Annotated in this window: 13 protein-coding genes and 2 pseudogenes; 8 read left to right on the top strand and 7 right to left on the bottom strand. The window is 68.5% G+C overall.

Annotated elements, in window-relative coordinates:
• Window positions 1-4: 4 nt before the first annotated feature.
• Genes AAF430_07190 through AAF430_07180 form a run of 3 tightly spaced genes read right to left on the bottom strand, consistent with a single transcriptional unit; the run spans window position 5 to window position 3,091 of the window.
• The gene (locus AAF430_07190) at window positions 5-1,627 is read right to left on the bottom strand and encodes a sulfatase-like hydrolase/transferase (protein MEM7409998.1); all 1,623 of its coding nucleotides are present in this window, start codon (window positions 1,625-1,627) and stop codon (window positions 5-7) included.
• Window positions 1,627-2,469 (bottom strand): TauD/TfdA family dioxygenase, encoded by an 843-nt coding sequence (locus AAF430_07185; GenBank protein MEM7409997.1) that lies wholly within the window; start codon window positions 2,467-2,469, stop codon window positions 1,627-1,629. The genes AAF430_07190 and AAF430_07185 overlap by 1 nt, the downstream gene beginning before the upstream one ends.
• 10 nt (window positions 2,470-2,479) lie before the next feature.
• Window positions 2,480-3,091, bottom strand: a complete 612-nt coding sequence (locus AAF430_07180) for a TetR/AcrR family transcriptional regulator (protein MEM7409996.1) — start codon at window positions 3,089-3,091, stop codon at window positions 2,480-2,482.
• A gap of 132 nt (window positions 3,092-3,223) precedes the next feature.
• Between AAF430_07180 and AAF430_07175 the strand changes: the two genes are divergently transcribed.
• Window positions 3,224-4,456: a hypothetical protein gene (locus AAF430_07175; protein MEM7409995.1), complete on the top strand. Its 1,233-nt coding sequence runs from the start codon at window positions 3,224-3,226 to the stop codon at window positions 4,454-4,456.
• A gap of 33 nt (window positions 4,457-4,489) precedes the next feature.
• Here AAF430_07175 and AAF430_07170 read toward each other — a convergent pair whose 3' ends face one another.
• Together AAF430_07170 and AAF430_07165 are read right to left on the bottom strand one after the other, a co-directional pair.
• Window positions 4,490-6,130, bottom strand: a complete 1,641-nt coding sequence (locus tag AAF430_07170) for a long-chain fatty acid--CoA ligase (protein ID MEM7409994.1) — start codon at window positions 6,128-6,130, stop codon at window positions 4,490-4,492.
• An 88-nt stretch (window positions 6,131-6,218) separates the two neighbouring features.
• On the bottom strand, window positions 6,219-7,469 hold the full coding sequence (locus AAF430_07165; protein MEM7409993.1) for a sulfotransferase: 1,251 nt from the start codon (window positions 7,467-7,469) through the stop codon (window positions 6,219-6,221).
• Between the two features lie 198 nt (window positions 7,470-7,667).
• Here AAF430_07165 and AAF430_07160 point away from each other — a divergent pair, with 198 nt between their 5' ends.
• A complete protein-coding gene (locus tag AAF430_07160; GenBank protein ID MEM7409992.1) occupies window positions 7,668-9,341 on the top strand; it encodes an ATP-binding protein in 1,674 nt (557 codons plus the stop codon).
• Between the two features lie 19 nt (window positions 9,342-9,360).
• Window positions 9,361-9,954 (top strand): annotated as a pseudogene (locus AAF430_07155) (SDR family NAD(P)-dependent oxidoreductase).
• Between the two features lie 109 nt (window positions 9,955-10,063).
• On the opposite strand, the gene AAF430_07150 reads toward AAF430_07155, so the two are convergent.
• Window positions 10,064-10,669, bottom strand: a complete 606-nt coding sequence (locus AAF430_07150; protein MEM7409991.1) for a TetR/AcrR family transcriptional regulator — start codon at window positions 10,667-10,669, stop codon at window positions 10,064-10,066.
• 150 nt (window positions 10,670-10,819) lie between these two features.
• On the opposite strand from AAF430_07150, the pseudogene AAF430_07145 reads away from it, so the two are divergent.
• The 3 genes and pseudogenes from AAF430_07145 to AAF430_07135 all read left to right on the top strand — a co-directional run bounded on the left by AAF430_07145 (window position 10,820) and on the right by AAF430_07135 (window position 13,014).
• Window positions 10,820-12,190, top strand: a pseudogene (locus AAF430_07145) (cytochrome P450).
• Window positions 12,173-12,451 (top strand): ferredoxin, encoded by a 279-nt coding sequence (locus tag AAF430_07140; protein MEM7409990.1) that lies wholly within the window; start codon window positions 12,173-12,175, stop codon window positions 12,449-12,451. The pseudogene AAF430_07145 and the gene AAF430_07140 overlap by 18 nt, the downstream one beginning before the upstream one ends.
• Window positions 12,452-12,453: 2 nt before the next feature.
• A complete protein-coding gene (locus tag AAF430_07135) occupies window positions 12,454-13,014 on the top strand; it encodes a nuclear transport factor 2 family protein (protein MEM7409989.1) in 561 nt (186 codons plus the stop codon).
• On the opposite strand, the gene AAF430_07130 is transcribed toward AAF430_07135, so the two are convergent.
• Entirely contained in the window at window positions 13,011-13,583 is a 573-nt protein-coding gene (locus AAF430_07130; protein MEM7409988.1) for a hypothetical protein, read from the bottom strand. The two genes, AAF430_07135 and AAF430_07130, sit on opposite strands and share 4 nt — an antisense overlap.
• Window positions 13,584-13,726: 143 nt before the next feature.
• Between AAF430_07130 and AAF430_07125 the strand changes: the two genes are divergently transcribed.
• Both AAF430_07125 and AAF430_07120 read left to right on the top strand, forming a co-directional pair.
• Window positions 13,727-14,173, top strand: coding sequence for a hypothetical protein (locus AAF430_07125; protein ID MEM7409987.1), 447 nt, complete (start codon window positions 13,727-13,729; stop codon window positions 14,171-14,173).
• 9 nt (window positions 14,174-14,182) lie between these two features.
• On the top strand, window positions 14,183-14,980 hold the full coding sequence (locus AAF430_07120) for a thioesterase family protein (GenBank protein MEM7409986.1): 798 nt from the start codon (window positions 14,183-14,185) through the stop codon (window positions 14,978-14,980).
• Window positions 14,981-14,996: the final 16 nt, after the last annotated feature.

The raw sequence follows: 14,996 nt of genomic DNA, 5'->3' as shown, positions 1-14,996 counted from the left end.
CCTCCTACTTGCAGAGACCGCCGCCGAGGATCGCATACGGCTCGCAGTCATAGATCAAGCGCCCCGCCTCCCCGTGCTGATAGTCGAGCACCGGGAGCGCGTAGGTGGGGGCCATCCCGGGCGCCGGCTCTTCCTGGAGATCCTCGACGGGAACGGGGTAGGTCGACCAATCCTTCGGCGCGCGCCAACCCGGCGGCGGAACCAGACTGTGCCGGGTGCCCGACACGGGGTAGAGGTTGCGCCACTCGTGAATCGCTTCGGACATCTCGGCCACGACATCGGGGTGGGCGCTCGCCACGTTGTTGTGCTCGTAGGGGTCCTCGGCGATGCGAAACAGATGCGTCTGGACGTCCGCACCGAGTAGCCCCTGGTCGATCACCTGGACGAGCTTCCATTCGTCGTTGAAGGCGGTGATGTTGAAATGGCCGCGGATCGGCGTCTCGGACGCGAAGAAGAGGTACTCCTCACGGGCCTTGCGCGAGCCCTGCTCGAGCTCCTGCCAGAGACTGCGCCCGTTCTGTTCGTACTTCGTCTCCACGGGCACGCCGGCGGCTTCGGCGAAGGTCGGAAAGACGTCCATCGCCGACATGATGCTCTCGTTCACGGTGCCGGCCTTCAGCTTCGCCGGGTAGCGCAGTACGGACACCACGCGGATTCCGCCCTCGAAGGTGTCTCCCTTGCCGCCGCGTAGCGGCACGTTGTCGGCCCCGCCGGTCGCGTAGGCGGCCCCGCCGTTGTCGCTGAAGAAGAGCACGATCGTGTTCTCGGCGACGCCCTCCTCATCGAGTGCCTTCAGCACCATGCCGACCGCCTGATCCATCGCGTCGACCACGGCGGCGTACACCGGGCGCGCGCTGTCCCGCAGCATCAGCCGGTTGATGCGCCGCGAGTCGTCGGTCTGGGCGCTGCGCGCCGGCTTGCGATCGTCTTCCATGTCCGCGTACTTCTCGAGCAGGTCGTCGGGCGCTTCGAGTGGCGTGTGGGGAGCGATGAAGGGCATGTAGAGCAGGAACGGCTTCTCCTTGTCGCGGTCTCGAATCCAGCGCGCGCCTTCCTTGCCCAGCAGGTAGGTCTCGTAGCCCTCGTCATCGATCGTCACGCCGTTGCGTTGGAAGTCGCGGCCCCCCTGGTTGGCGAAGGGCGGGAAGTAGCCGACCTCGGTGTGGAGGTGACCGTAGAAATGCTCGAAGCCGCGCTGGTTCGGGTGATAGGTCTCCTGCGCGTGGCCCAGGTGCCATTTGCCGACCATGGCCGTCTGGTACCCCGAGCGTCGGAACGCTTCGGGCAGCATCACCTCATCGGGGTGAATGCCGACGGTGTGCCAGGGCATGATCACGCCGTAGGTCACGCCCAGTCGCATCGGGTCGCGGCCGGTCATCAGCGCCGCACGCGTGGGCGAGCAGATGGGCGTGGTGTAGAAGCGATCGAGCTGCACGCCTTCGGCGGCCAACCTGTCGAGCGATGGGGTCTCGATCACCTCTTCGCCGTGAAAGCCGACGTCCGACCAGCCGAGGTCGTCGGCGAGGAAGATCACGACGTTCGGCTTCTCGGCTGCGGCGGCGGTGGCGGCGAGCGCCAGCAGCGCAAGACCGGTGGTCGCGACGGAACGCAGGGATAGGCGGCGCATCAGAACGGGGCCTCCCCTTCGAGGGTGGTGCGGTGGATCGTGCGCGGGGCGTCTCCGTAGTCGGCGATCGCGTAGTGGTGGGTGGCGCGGTTGTCCCAGATGGCGACGTCCCCCGTCTGCCACCGCCAGCGACACTGGAATTCGGGCTGGTTCTGGTGCTGGAAGAGGAACGCCAGCAGCGCGTCGGCCTCGGCCGGCGGCAGCCCTTCGAGATGCGCCGTGAAGGTGGGATTCACGTAGAGGATCTTCCTTCCCGTCGCGGGATGGGTCCGCACGACCGGGTGGATCGCCCGGGGCAGGCCGCTCATGTCGGGCATCGCGCCGGTCGGCGACTTCGTCGCCTGGGACCGCTCGCGCACCACGTTGCGAACGGTGCCCGCGAGATCGTGGACCGCCTCGAGCCCGTCGAGATAGGCCTTCATGCGATCCGAGAGCGCCTCGTAGGCGGCGGTCATGTCGGCCCACATGGTGTCGCCGCCACTCTCGGGGCACTGCTTCATGTAGAGCACCGAACCCATCGGCGGCTTCGGCGAGATCGACACATCGCTGTGCCACAGATTCGCCCTACCGCCCTCTTGCCCTTCGAGCACCACGATCTCGCGGTGGCCGTCGAGGGTGGGCAGGTAGGCGGGGTGGTCGGTGAACACGGGCGCGAGCCCCGCACTGAACGCGACGTGCTGTTCGGGCGTCAGGTCTTGACCGCGAAAGAAGACCACCTTGTGGGTGTAGAGGGCATCGAGCACGGCGCTGGACTGTTCGGGCGCCAACGGTCGGGACAGATCGAGTCCGCGCAGCTCGGCACCAAGCGCGCCGGAGATCGGGTGGGATTCGAGTTCGGACATCCGGGCCTCCTCAGGCGTGGGGGGACGTGACCGGAGCCTCGAAAGCGCCGGTGAGAAAATCGAGCAGGGCATTCGCATGGGCTTCGAGGCCGCCGTCGGGAGCGGGGCCGTGGGCGAGGCTGCGCAACAAGAGGTCGATCGCCCAGGCCAACCGCAGCTCGACGAGGGGCCTGGGCAACGCCGGGTTGGCGCGTGCCAGGAGCGGGACGAGGCGATCGACGCCGCCGGGCCAGCGCGCCACGACGAAGGCCGGGTCGAGATCGCCGTCGGCGCGCAAGCGGTGAATGAGGCGCAGGTAGCGCGCGCCGTCGGCCCCGCCTTCGGCAAGCAGCTCGGCGAGGGGTTGCATCAATGCCTCGAGCACGGCGCGCGTGCTCGGCGCCTCGGCCGACGCTTCCAGACTGTCGAGCAGCTGCTGGCGCCGCCCCATCAGGGACGGCATGCGGCGCTCGAGCAGGGCTTCCACCAGGGAGCGCTGGCTCCCGAAGTGGTAGTGGAGCGCCGCCGGCGAGAGCCCCGCCTCGGCGTTGATCGCCCGCAGCGAAACCCCCGACAGGCCGTGGTCCGCGAAGAGCGCCTCGGCGCAGTCGAGCAGACGTTCGCGGGCCGAGGCTCTTGCCATGGGGCGCAGTATTCACTTATCACGCGATCTAATCAAATGATAAGTTTGACCCGGACCGACTCGGCGGGCGAGTTTTCGGGCGAGGCGCCCGGAGAAGGAGAGCGCCGCGGGTCCGGGGAGGTCGCGTACGGAATGGCAGCCGGACAGGGAAGCGCCTGGCGGGACGCGGCGGCCTGGCTCGGACCGGTGGCCCGGGCCGGCGGGCAGCTGCTCGGAGACCGGCTCCGCGACCTGGCGCGCCCCGGACTGCCACGGACGCCCGAGGCGCTGGTTCCGCTGGCGGAGCGACTGCTGCGCGAGGCGGCGCCGACGGGAGCGCCCGCGCTGGCCCCGCTCCGCGCGGTCCGGCTCGCTGGTCGCAGCTTCGAGAGCAGCAACTGTCAGAACTTCCTGCTCGCCCTCGAGTACGCGACGCCTGCGGACGACCCGGTCCACGCGCCGGCCACCCTCTACGCGAAGCTCCCCTGTCGCGAACGCGCCACGCGCCTGTTCGCGAACGCCGTCGGCTTCTGGAGCGTCGAGGTGACCTTCTGTCGCGACGTCGCGAACCACGTCCCCGTGCGCGTGCCGCGCGTCTACGCCGCCACCCAGCAGGGCAGCCGCTTCGTCCTCCTCCTCGAAGACCTCAGCGCCGAGCCCGACGTCGTGCTCTTCGACAACCGCGACATGGCCAACGGGACCACGCCGGAACAGGCCGCGCGCTGCATCGACACCTTCGCCGAACTCCACGCGGCCTGCTGGGACTGGCCGCGCGACGCCCGCGAAGCGCGCTTTCCGGAATCCCTGCACCCCTACTTCGCGCCGGGTGCCCGCCGGCGCAGCCGAGCCCTCGCCTCCGTCGCGATCGAACCCGCCCGACGCGCCGCCCCCGACCTCCTGCGCGACGACCACGTCGCCCTCTTGCGGGAAGCCGTGCGCAAGTGGAACGCCGTGCTCGAGGCCTGGTACCGCGAGCCCCTCACCCTGGTCCACGGCGACAGTCACCTTGCGAACTGCTTCGAGTACGCGGGCGCAGACGGACGGCGCGTCGGCTTGTTGGATTTCCAGGGAACCCACTGGTGCCCGGGCACGCGCGACATCCAGTACTGCCTCACCAACTCGTTGGAGCCCGACGTGCTGGCCGAATGCGAAACCGAGCTGCTCGATCGCTACCGCGCCGCGCTCGCACGACATGGCGTCGCGCTCTCGGACGAGCGCGCTCGCGCGCAGTATCGCGCCGCAAGTCTGCAGACCCTGCTCGTCGCCGTGACGACCCTCGGCCTCGGTTCGCTCACCGAGCGCACCGAAACCGTGCGCACCATCCTGCGCCGCAGCCTCGCCGCCATCGATCGGCTCGACTTCGCCGACTGGCTCGCGGACCTCTAGCCTGCCACCGGACTCGGGAACGCTCCGCGCCCGCTAGCGCAGGTCGGGGAGTTGATACCCCTCCTGGTCCAGATCGGCCCGGATGTTCTTCTTGTCGATCTTGCCGGTCGACGTGAGCGGAATGCTCTCGCGGAAGAGCACCTCGTCGGGCAGCTGCCACTTCGCGAAACGCTCGGTGCAGTGGGCGAGGATCTCGTCGGGCGTCGGCTCCTGGCCCGCCGCCGCCACCACGATGGCGATCGGGCGCTCGTCCCACTTCGGGTGGGGCGCCGCCACCACCGCTGCCTGGGCCACCGACGGCAGCGCGCAGATGTGGTTCTCGAGATCGATCGAGCTGATCCACTCTCCCCCGCTCTTGATCAGGTCCTTCGAGCGGTCCGTGAGGATCAGGTACTCCTCGGGATCGATCATCCCGACGTCGCCGGTGACGAGCCAGTCTTCGTGGAACTTGTCGGGCTGCGGGTTGTTGTAGTACTCGCTGCAGATCCACGGGCCGCGAATGCACACCTCGCCCACGCTCTTGCCGTCGTGGGGCAGCGGGTTCCATTCTTCGTCGAAGATCTCGACTTCGAGGCCGGGGATCACGAGGCCCGCCTTGCATTGGTTGGCGATGCGCTCTTCGTCGAGCATCGTCAGGTGCGCGCGCTTCGCAATGCGGCGCGAGACCGTCGCGAGCGGGTTCGTCTCGGTCATGCCCCAGCCCTGGATCATCTCGCAGCCGAGCTGCTGGAAGAACCACTGGATCAGGGCCGGCGGCGGAGCCGAGCCACCACAGGTGAGTCGCGTGACGGTCGAGAGGTCCCAGCGCTTCGGCTCGGCCTGAATCGCCGCCATCGCGCCCTGCCAGATCGTCGGGACGCCCGCCGAGATCGTGACCTTCTCCTCGGCCATCAGATCGAGTAGCGCATCGGGCGTCATGAACTTGTGGGGCAGGACCGTCTTCGTTCCGAGCATCAGCCCTGCGAAGGGAAGCCCCCAGCTCATCGCGTGGAACATCGGCACGATCGCCTGCATCGAGTCGGTGGCCGAGAGCGACATCGAGTCGGTCATGCAGACGGCCATCGTGTGCAGGTAGGTCGAGCGGTGCGTGTACATCACCCCTTTCGGGTGACCCGTCGTGCCGCTCGTGTAGCAGAGACCCATCGGCGCGTTCTCGTCGATCTGGGGCCACTCGTACTCGGTGGACTGGGAAGAGATCCACTCGTCGTAGTCGACGGCGCCGGGCAGAGCCGTGTCCCACTTCTCCGCGCCCGGCTCGGCGCACACCACGACCTTCTCGACCGTCGGGATCTTCCCGACGAGGGGCTCGAGGAGCGGCAGCAGGTCCTGGTCGACCAGGATGATGCGATCTTCGGCGTGGTTGATGATGTACTCGAGCTCACCCGGCGAGAGTCGGATGTTGAGCGTGTGCAGCACCGCGCCCATCGACGGTACGCCCTGGTACATCTCGAGGTGGTAGTGGTTGTTCCAGCAGAAGCTGGCCACCCGGTCGCCGACCGCGACGCCCGCGGCGGCGAGGGCGTTCGCGAGCTGGCTGGCCCGTGCGTGGGTCTGCGCAAGGGACTGGCGGTGGGTGCCGTCGGTGGTCTTCGTGACCACCTCGACGTCCGGGGAAACGCGCGCACCGCGGTCGAGCAGGCGGTGCATCAGCAGGGGGGTGCGTTGCATGGTCATGGGAAGCCTCCGTCGAGCCCGAGCATCCTAGCGCGAACAGGCGCTCGGCTGGGCGGCTTCCGAGCCGTTGCGGGGCGCCCCGCGGCGCTCAGTCGACCTCGAGGTTGACCGGGAAGCGCTCCAGGTAGAAGTCGAAGGCGGCCCGCACCTGCTTCGGCTCGGCCCCGAAGTCCTCGCGAAGGTCGTACACGACGCGTCCGTGCTTGCCGCGCTGATGGGACGCGAGGTGGTCCTGGATCTGCCGACGCACTTCCGCGTTCATGGGCAGGCCCGCCAGGTCGTAGATGCGCTCGACCATCGCGAAGTCGTCGGCCATGAACTCGTGGAAGAGGACGTCGATGGTGCGATCGGCGGGGAGTCGGTCGCGATCGCGCACCGAGGCGGCGAGCAGCTGCTCGATCCGCTGGCTCCAGTACTCGAGGTACCACTCGGGCGGCGTCGTCTTGTAGCTCATGCGCGCGCCGTAGCAGGTGATCGTCGCGGCCGACTGGATCACCGCGACCGGGTCGCGGTGGGTGACGGCGAAGGTCGCGTCGGGGAAACAGTCGGCCAGGGGGCCGAGTTGTTCCAGGTGCTGGGGACACTTCAGCACCCAACGCTCCCGCGGCGCGTACCACTGCAGGATCTTCAGCCCTGTCTTCATGTACTCGTAGTGGGGCCGCTGATCGTGGCTGCGGTAGTACTCGACCCACTTCGGCACGCGCCCCACCCACTCCTGGTTGTAGCTCGAGAAGTCGGGCAGCATGAGCTCGAGTTCTTCGTGTACGTGGTCGGGGTTCATCGGATGCATCGCCGCCGTGAGCGGTGACATCATCTGCATCTGCTCCCAGGCTTTCTGGCAGCGTTGGAAGCGCGGATCGGCGGCGTCGCGGGTGGGGTTCTCCTCGGCGACCGGTGCCTGGCCTTCCCACAACGGCATCGAGCGCAGTCGCGGATCGGCGGCGATCAGGTTCACGAGGTGCGTCGTCCCGGAGCGCGGCAGCCCCACCACGATGATGGGCGCCTTGATCTCGATGTCGTGGATCTCCGGGTGTTCCTTCAAGAGTGCGTGGATGCGCAGGCGGTTCGTCGCGTAGCGGACGCAATCGTTGAAGAGGGAGAGGCGGCCCAGGTTCGTGCGGTCCGGGTCTTCGTCGGGTTCCGAGAGCCAGAGGGCGAGGCGCTCCTCGAAATCGTCGGGCCCGAAGTCGTCCAGTCCGGTCGCTTCGCGGGCCTTGGTGAGCACGGCCGAGACGCTGAGATCGAGATCGAGGCCGTCGGCGTAGTTCAGGGCCGCGCGTTGGACGTCGCCCAGTTCGGGCTGCGCCAGATCGGTGATGCGAATGATCTCGCCTGCCATGTTGCCCGCTCCTCCAGCGCTCGATCGGACCCACGCGCCGACCGGGGAACGCTGCATCATACGCCGTTGCTGCGCCGGCGATCCCTCTTCTTCCCGGCGTGTGTCGGAATGCCTTCGATCCCGGCGTCCGGAATGGCTTCGATCCCAGGCTTCGGAATGGCTTCCTCCGGCGGTGTCGCCGGAATATGATGGGCGCGGATGCAACCCGTGCTCGGCGCTTCCGCGATCCTGGTCGGCGGCCTGGTCTTCCTGGGCATCCTGGCGATCGTGATGGATCGGGTCGGTCGCAACAGTGGTGGCCGCGACTGGGCACTCGGGTGGGTGTGCCTGTGGCTCTCGGGTCTGTGCGTCACGTTGAGCGAGGTCCAGCCGTGGCTGCGTCCCGGCTACCCGATTCTCGCCACCGCCTACTGTGCCCTGACCATCGCAGGCGCCGCGCGCTATCGCGGCGTCCCGGTCCCCGAGTGGCTCTGGGGGACAGCGATCAGCGTGGCCCTGCTGCGGATCGTGTTGCAGCCCTTCCTCACCGAGGGCGCCACCCAGGTGCTCGGCACGGCCGTGATCGCGCTCGCCCTCGGCTTCGCCGCCGGGCTCGTCTGGCGCGGCGCGCGACTCGGTAACTCGCCGAAGTGCGATCGCGCCATCGCCTGGGGCACGCTTTCGATCCCCCTCGTTTCCGCCGCCTACGCCTACGGCAAGGTCATCGGCGCCCCACCGACCCATGGCCTGTTCGCGTGGCTCCTCGGCGGCATCCTGCTCGGCGGCATCCAGGCGGGCTGCCTGTTGATCCGCCTCGAACAGGCGTCCGAACGCTCGCGCGCCTCGCTCGAGGCGTTGATCGGCTCCACCCCCTTCGGTCTGGTGCTCTGCGACTCGCGCGGACGGGTGCAAACCGTGAACCCGGTGTTTGCGAAGCTCCTCGGCCTCGATGATCCGACCGCGTTCCTCGGCGGAAGCCTCGAGCCCCTGCATCGGCGCCTCGCGCAGCTCCTGCACGATCCCAGCCGCGCCATCTTCGCGGCCCTCCCGGCAAAGAAATCGCCCCTCGCCCTCGAACCGCGGGAGCTACAGCTCGAAGACGGACGCCTCGTCGTCTCCGACGTGCGCCCGGTCCACGGGCGCGACGGCGAACCGATGGGTTCGCTGTGGCTCCTCGCCGATGTCACCGAGGAGCGCCGCTTGCAGGAGCAGCTCGGCCGCTCGCGACGACTCGAAACCCTCGGTCGCCTGGCCGGCGGCGTCGCCCACGACTTCAACAACAAGCTGACGGCAGTGCTGGGGAACGCATCGGTGTTGCGCGAGTCCTTCGAGCCGACGGACTCCCGCCAGGCGATGCTCGCAGACCTCGAGCACGCAGCGGAGTACTGCAGCAACCTCACCCAGGACCTCCTCGACTTCGCCCAGGCCGCTCCCCGGGCCCGCAGCGAGGTCTCGGTGCGCGGTTTCCTCGACGACTTGATCCAGACGATGCGACCCCAGCTGCCGCGCTCGCTCGCCGTCCGGGTGGACGTCACCGAGCCTGGGCTTCGGGTCTATGCGGACCCAACGCAGTTGGAGCGGGTGTTCTCGAACCTCCTCCTCAATGCGCGCGATGCCACGGCGGGCGAGGGTCGGGTGACGATCGCCGCACACACCATCGATCGCGGACGCCAGATCGAGATCGAGATCGTCGACGATGGCGCCGGCATGGACGCCGAAACCCGCGACCGCATCTTCGATCCGTTCTACTCGCGCAAGCGCACCGGCACCGGCCTGGGCCTCGCGATCGTCCACGGGATCGTCACCGGACACGGCGGCGAGGTGCGGGTCGAGTCCGAGCCGGGCCAGGGCGCCCGCTTCTCCACCAGCTGGCCGGCCGCGGACGCCGTGTGAGGAACGACTGGACCGCGCGATGACCGATCGACGCCTGGCAGGGAAGCGGGTGCTGGTGACTTGCGCCGAGAGCTACATGGGACCGGCCACCGTCCCCCTGTTTCGCGAGCACGGCGCCGAGGTGATCGCCGATGCGCGCGATCCCCGACCCGCCGACGCTCCCGCGGAGCTCGTCGCCGAGGCCGGTCGGGTCGACGTGCTCGTCGCGAACCTGGCCGCGCCCGCGCATCTGGGCGTCGGGGTGACGGACCTCGACGACACGATCTGGCTCGACATGTTCGAGACCATGGTGCATCCGCTGCATCGGCTGACCCGCGCGGTGCTGCCGCAGATGATCGAGCGACGCGCGGGGAAGATCGTCGTGTTCGGAAGCGCGACGGGGCTGAAGGCGCTCGAAGGCGTGTCGGCCTATGCCGCGGCGCGCTCGGCTCAGGTCGGCTACGTCCGCAACGCGGGCACCGAGGCCGCGCGACACAACGTGCAGATCAATCTGATCGCCCAGAACTGGGTCGAGAACCCGGCCTACTTTCCGCCCGAGTTCGTCGCGACCGACACCTTCCGCGAACTCCTCGACCGCCACGTGCCGTTGGGGCGACTCGCGACTCCGCGAGAAGACGCCCTCTTTGCGCTCTTCCTCGCTTCGGACGAGAGCGACTTCTTCGTCGGCCATTCAGCGGCGGCTGGGCCCAGTAGCGCCGGCCGGGTCGATCCGCCCGCGGCGTTCAACGCTGCTGCAGCTCGCGGACCAACGTGTCCTTCAAGAAGGCGAGACTGCGGGCGGCGACCTGCGGGCTGCGGCCCTCGAGCACGTTCGCCGTGGCGAGGCCCGAGAGCACCGACGTCGCGTAGTGCATCAGGTCGGTCGTCTCGCGTTTCGAGAGCCGACTCTCGGGGAAGAAGTCCTGCCAGATCCGGCTCCAGGTGCGCAGTGTGCCGACCGCCCAGCGCGCGTCCAGCTCGGGCGGCAGGTTCAGCAGGATCTCGAAGGTGGTGCGGTAGTGATCGCTGCGGAAGTGGTGCCAGGCGCGGTCGACGAAGGTGTCGACCCGCTCGGAAACGCTGCCCGTCGCATCCGGTTCACCGAGGGCCTCGGCGAAGCGCGCGAACGACGCTTCGAGCGCCGCAGCGAGCACCCCGTTCTTGTCGCCGAAGTGATGCTGGATCGCTCCCCAGCTCACGCCCGCGCGGCGCGCGATCTCGCCGCCGGTGGTGCGCTGGAAGCCGAGTTCGGCGATGCAGGCGACGACGGCAGCGAGCACGCGGCCCCGCGTCTCCGCCGTGCGTTCGGCGTGACTGCGTCGCCGGCGCGGCGGAGCCGTCACGCGCATGGCGGGCTTGGTAGCGGCGATGACGGCCTCCCGGGCCCGACCCGGGCCCTCCGAACGCCGCAGAGTCTATCACCATTTACATTGACTGGAAATGGTAAATGGCATAGGCTTCCCGTGTCGCGCGGGTTCTCCGCGCCGCGAGGACCTGCCATGGCCTCTGCCGCCGCTTCCCCGCCGCCCACCGACGCTGCAGGCGGTGCCGCGCCGCCCCCCCTGTCGCGCCACTGGCCGCTGCTCGGGCACCTGCTCGAGCTGCGCAAGCGTCCGATCGAGCTCTTCCAGCGCGTGCGCGACGAGCTCGGGGAGATCGGCGAGATCGACTTCGCGGGCAACCGGGTGGTGATGCTGATGGGCGAAGAGGCCCAGGAGGCCTTCTTCCGCGCGCCCGACGAGCAGCTCGACCAGGCCGCCGCCTACCCATTCATGACACCGGTATTCGGAGAGGGCGTCGTCTTCGACGCGACTCCGGAGCAGCGCAAGCAAGCGCTCCGCAACCAGTCCCTGCGCGCCGAGTACATGAAGGGCCACGCCGACACCATCTCGCGCGAGACCCAGCGCATGCTGGAGCGGCTCGGAGATGCGGGGGAGGTCGATCTGCTCGACTTCTTCTCCGAGCTCACCATGTACACCTCGAGCGCGTGTCTGATCGGGCCCGAGTTCCGCGAAGAACTCACCGACGAGTACTACGCCACCTTCTACGAACTCGAGAAGGGCACCGACGCCCTCGCCTACGTGAACCCCCACCTTCCGCTGCCGGTCTTCTGGCAGCGCGATCGCGCGCGGCGTCGCCTGGTCGAGCTCTTGACCGGTGTGTTCGAGCGACGTCGCAACGACCCCGACACGAAGCCCGAGCTCTTCGACGTGTTGCTCGGCCTGAAGGACAAGGATGGCCAGCCCCGCTACACGGTCGATCAGATCACCGGGATGTTCATCTCGCTGATGTTCGCCGGTCACCACACCACCTCGGGCACGGCGGCCTGGACGCTGATCGAGCTCCTGCGCAACCCGCACACCCTGAAGCCGGTCGTGGAAGAGCTCGACGAGCTCTACGCCGACGGCCGCGAGATCAGCTACCAGGCCCTGCGCGAGATCCCCCAGCTCGAGAACGCCATCCAGGAAGCGCTGCGACTCCACCCGCCGCTGATCATCCTGATGCGGAAGGTGGTCCACGATTTCCACTACAAGGGCTGGACGGTGCCTGCGGGAAAGCTCGTCGGTGTGTCGCCCGCGGTATCGAACCGGATGCCCGAGTGCTTCCCCGATCCCGACCGCTTCGACCCGGGGCGCTACGAGAAAGGCCGGGAGGAAGACAAGCAGCTCTTCGCCTACATCCCCTTCGGCGCCGGCCGCCACCGCTGCGTCGGTTCGGCCTTTGCGATGATGCAGCTGAAGGCGATCTTCAGCGACCTGCTACGCGCCTACGAGTTCGAGCTGGCCCAGCCGCCCGCGTCCTACCGCAACGACCACTCGAAGATGGTCGTGCAGCTCGAGCAGCCCTGTCGCGTGCGCTACCGGCGCCGCAAGGCGACACAGACGGCTGCGGCCGCGAGAGCCGCGTCGCGTTCCGACGTCCCGGCAGGCGGTTGCCGCGTCTCGGTCGACCTCGACCTCTGCCAGGGCCACGGCGTCTGCATGGCCGAGGCACCGGGCGTGTTTCGCGTCGACGACGCCGAGCGCAAGGTCGTCCTGCTGCAGGAAACCCCGGACGCCGACGAGCGCGCCCGGGTCGAAACCGCCGTCCAACACTGCCCGACCCGGGCACTCACCCTCGAGGAGTCTTGACGATGCCCGCGTTTCCCCGCGAAGAGCTGCAAGAGATGGTCGACCGCTGGGTCGCCGCCAACAACGAGGCCGGTCGCACCGGTGACTGGTCGCCGATGGCCGAGTTCTTCACCGACGACGCCGTCTATACCTGGACCACCGGTCCCAACTGGGACTTCGTCGCGCGCGGCAAGCAGCAGATCAAGGAATGGGCCTTCGGCACCGAGATGGCCGGCCTCGAGCACTGGACCTACCCCTACGTCCGCACCCTGATCGATGATCAGAAGGCCGAGTTCATCGGCATCTGGCGCCAGGTCGCCCCCGTCAAGGACCCCGACGGGGTGAACTACGAGATCCGCGGCACCGGCGGATCCTGGTTCCGCTACGGGGGCGACTTCAAGTGGGCCTGGCAGCGCGACTTCTTCGACCACGCCTGCGCCGGCGCCGTGTTCGGCGCGATGGCCCAGAACGGTCAGCTCACCGAGAAAATGCTCGAGCGCATGAAGAAGGGCTCGAAGATGCCGGGCTGGACTCGCGCGAGCGAGTACGACTGGTTCTCGGAGATCGCCGACATCGAGGCCTAGCGCTCGGTTCTCGGCTCCTCGGACGCGGCGTCGTCGTCGCGGAACGTCTGCAGCAGGCTGCGTCCGAGCAGGAAGACGGCGAGTGCCGCCAACACGTTGATCGCCCACGGGCGCAGACTCGGGACGGGTGCGGGGCTCGAGATCGTCGTGATCGTGAACTCGGGCACGGGCGGAATGCTCTGCCAGGGTCCCGAAGTCGGCGTCGCGAATGTGAAGGGGAAGAACGAGGGCGCCCCCGTCGACGCGTTGTAGGTGATCCCGAAGTCGTGTCCCCCACTCGCCACGATCTCGGGCCCGTTCAACAGCCCCCCGATCGTCGCCGTCGAGCCAGAGGCCGAGATGCCCACGTCGCCCACCGCGTAGACGTTCCCATCGATCGTCAGATCGATCGACAGGATCGCCGTCGGCAGGTTGTTGTTGGTCTCGTCCGCCAGGACCTGGATCGATCCGCTGATCGGGGTCTGGGGAGCGCTCGCCGACACGTTGAAGGTGAAGTCGATCTGCTGGGTGATGTCGGCCAGCGCCCCACCGGGCAGCAGCAAGACGAGACAAACGAGGATGCGCCGCATGAAGAACCTCCGCTTTGGGGGAGCCGCCGCACCAGCAGACTCCCGTAGCGCCATTAACGGCTCCGAAACCGGGGACTTAGCGGCGCGCCGGTGTGCGCCGGGGAGCGCGGTATGCTCGCGAAGCGCGCCCCACTGGAGCCCTCATGACCCCCCTCGAGCGCTTTCTCCCCTACGCCGCCGATTTCGAGAAGACCCTCGTCGACGACGACTGGGCGCGATTGACCCCCTACTTCGCCGAGGATTCCGTCTACCTCGTCGAGTCCGACCGCTTCGGCGCCGAGCTGACGGGGCCCGACGCGATCTTCGCGGGAATGAAGAAGTCGCTCGACGGCTTCGACCGCGTCTTCGAGAGTCGCGACGTCAGGCCGAGCGACCCCGAGATCGAAGACGACTCCCTCGAGGTCGATTGGTCGATCATCTACCACAAGCCGGGGCTACCCGATTTCGTGCTCGAGGGTCGCTCCCGCGTCGAGTACCGGGACGGCGTGATCGCGCGGCTGGTGGACAGCTACGACGAGGCTGCCACGAACCAGGCACTCGCCGCCTGGACCGCCGACACCGGGATCCAGCTCGATCCGAGCTACACCTGAGCCCCGATCATGGCGCTCGATGACGACATCCGGCTCTCTCCGCTGGAGCCCGGCCGCTTCGGCTGCGAGATCAGTCGCAACTACTGGCTCGTCGCCGGTCCGAACGGCGGCTACCTGGCGGCGCTGCTGGCCCACGCGGGCGACGTCCACCTGGCCGATCCCAGCCGGCAACTCCGCGGGCTCACCGTTCACTACCTGAGCCGACCCGAGGCCGCGCCCGCCACCCTCGCGGCGACGACGCTGCGCACCGGCCGATCGGTCGCGTTCCTGCGCGTCGATCTGCTCCAGGGCGAGCAGACGATCGCCACCGCGACGGGGACCTGGGCTTTGCCACGGGAAGGGGTGCACCACGACGCCTGGCCCATGCCCGAGGCGAAGCCGCCGGAAGACTGCCCCACGATGACCCACATCCGCGGCAGCGACTCGAGCTTTCCGATCCACCGACAATGGGACATCCGTTCGATCACCGGCGTGCCCTTCGGTCGCGGCGAAGAAGCGGACATGTCCTGGTGGATTCGTCCGCCGGCCCACCGCTCGCTCGACGGACCGATGCTCGCGGCGATGGCGGACGCACTGCCCCCGCCGATCTTCATGGTCGCGATGCCAGCGCTCGGCGTGCCGACCCTCGACCTCACGGTCCACCTGCGCGCCGACCTCGAGCGCGTGCCCTGGCAACCCGGCGACTGGATCCTCGCCCGCTTCGTCACGCGCCACGGCGCATCGGGCTACCTCGAAGAGGACGGCGAGCTCTGGACCGCCGACGGCACCCTCGTCGCGATCAGTCGGCAGCTGGCGATCGGCGCGTAGACCGTTCGACGGCCGA

Source organism: Myxococcota bacterium, assembly GCA_039030075.1.
Taxonomy (GTDB): Bacteria; Myxococcota_A; UBA9160; order UBA9160; family SMWR01; genus JAHEJV01.
The sequence above is the reverse complement of the archived record's forward strand: the minus strand, read 5'-3'. Positions and strand labels throughout refer to the sequence as shown.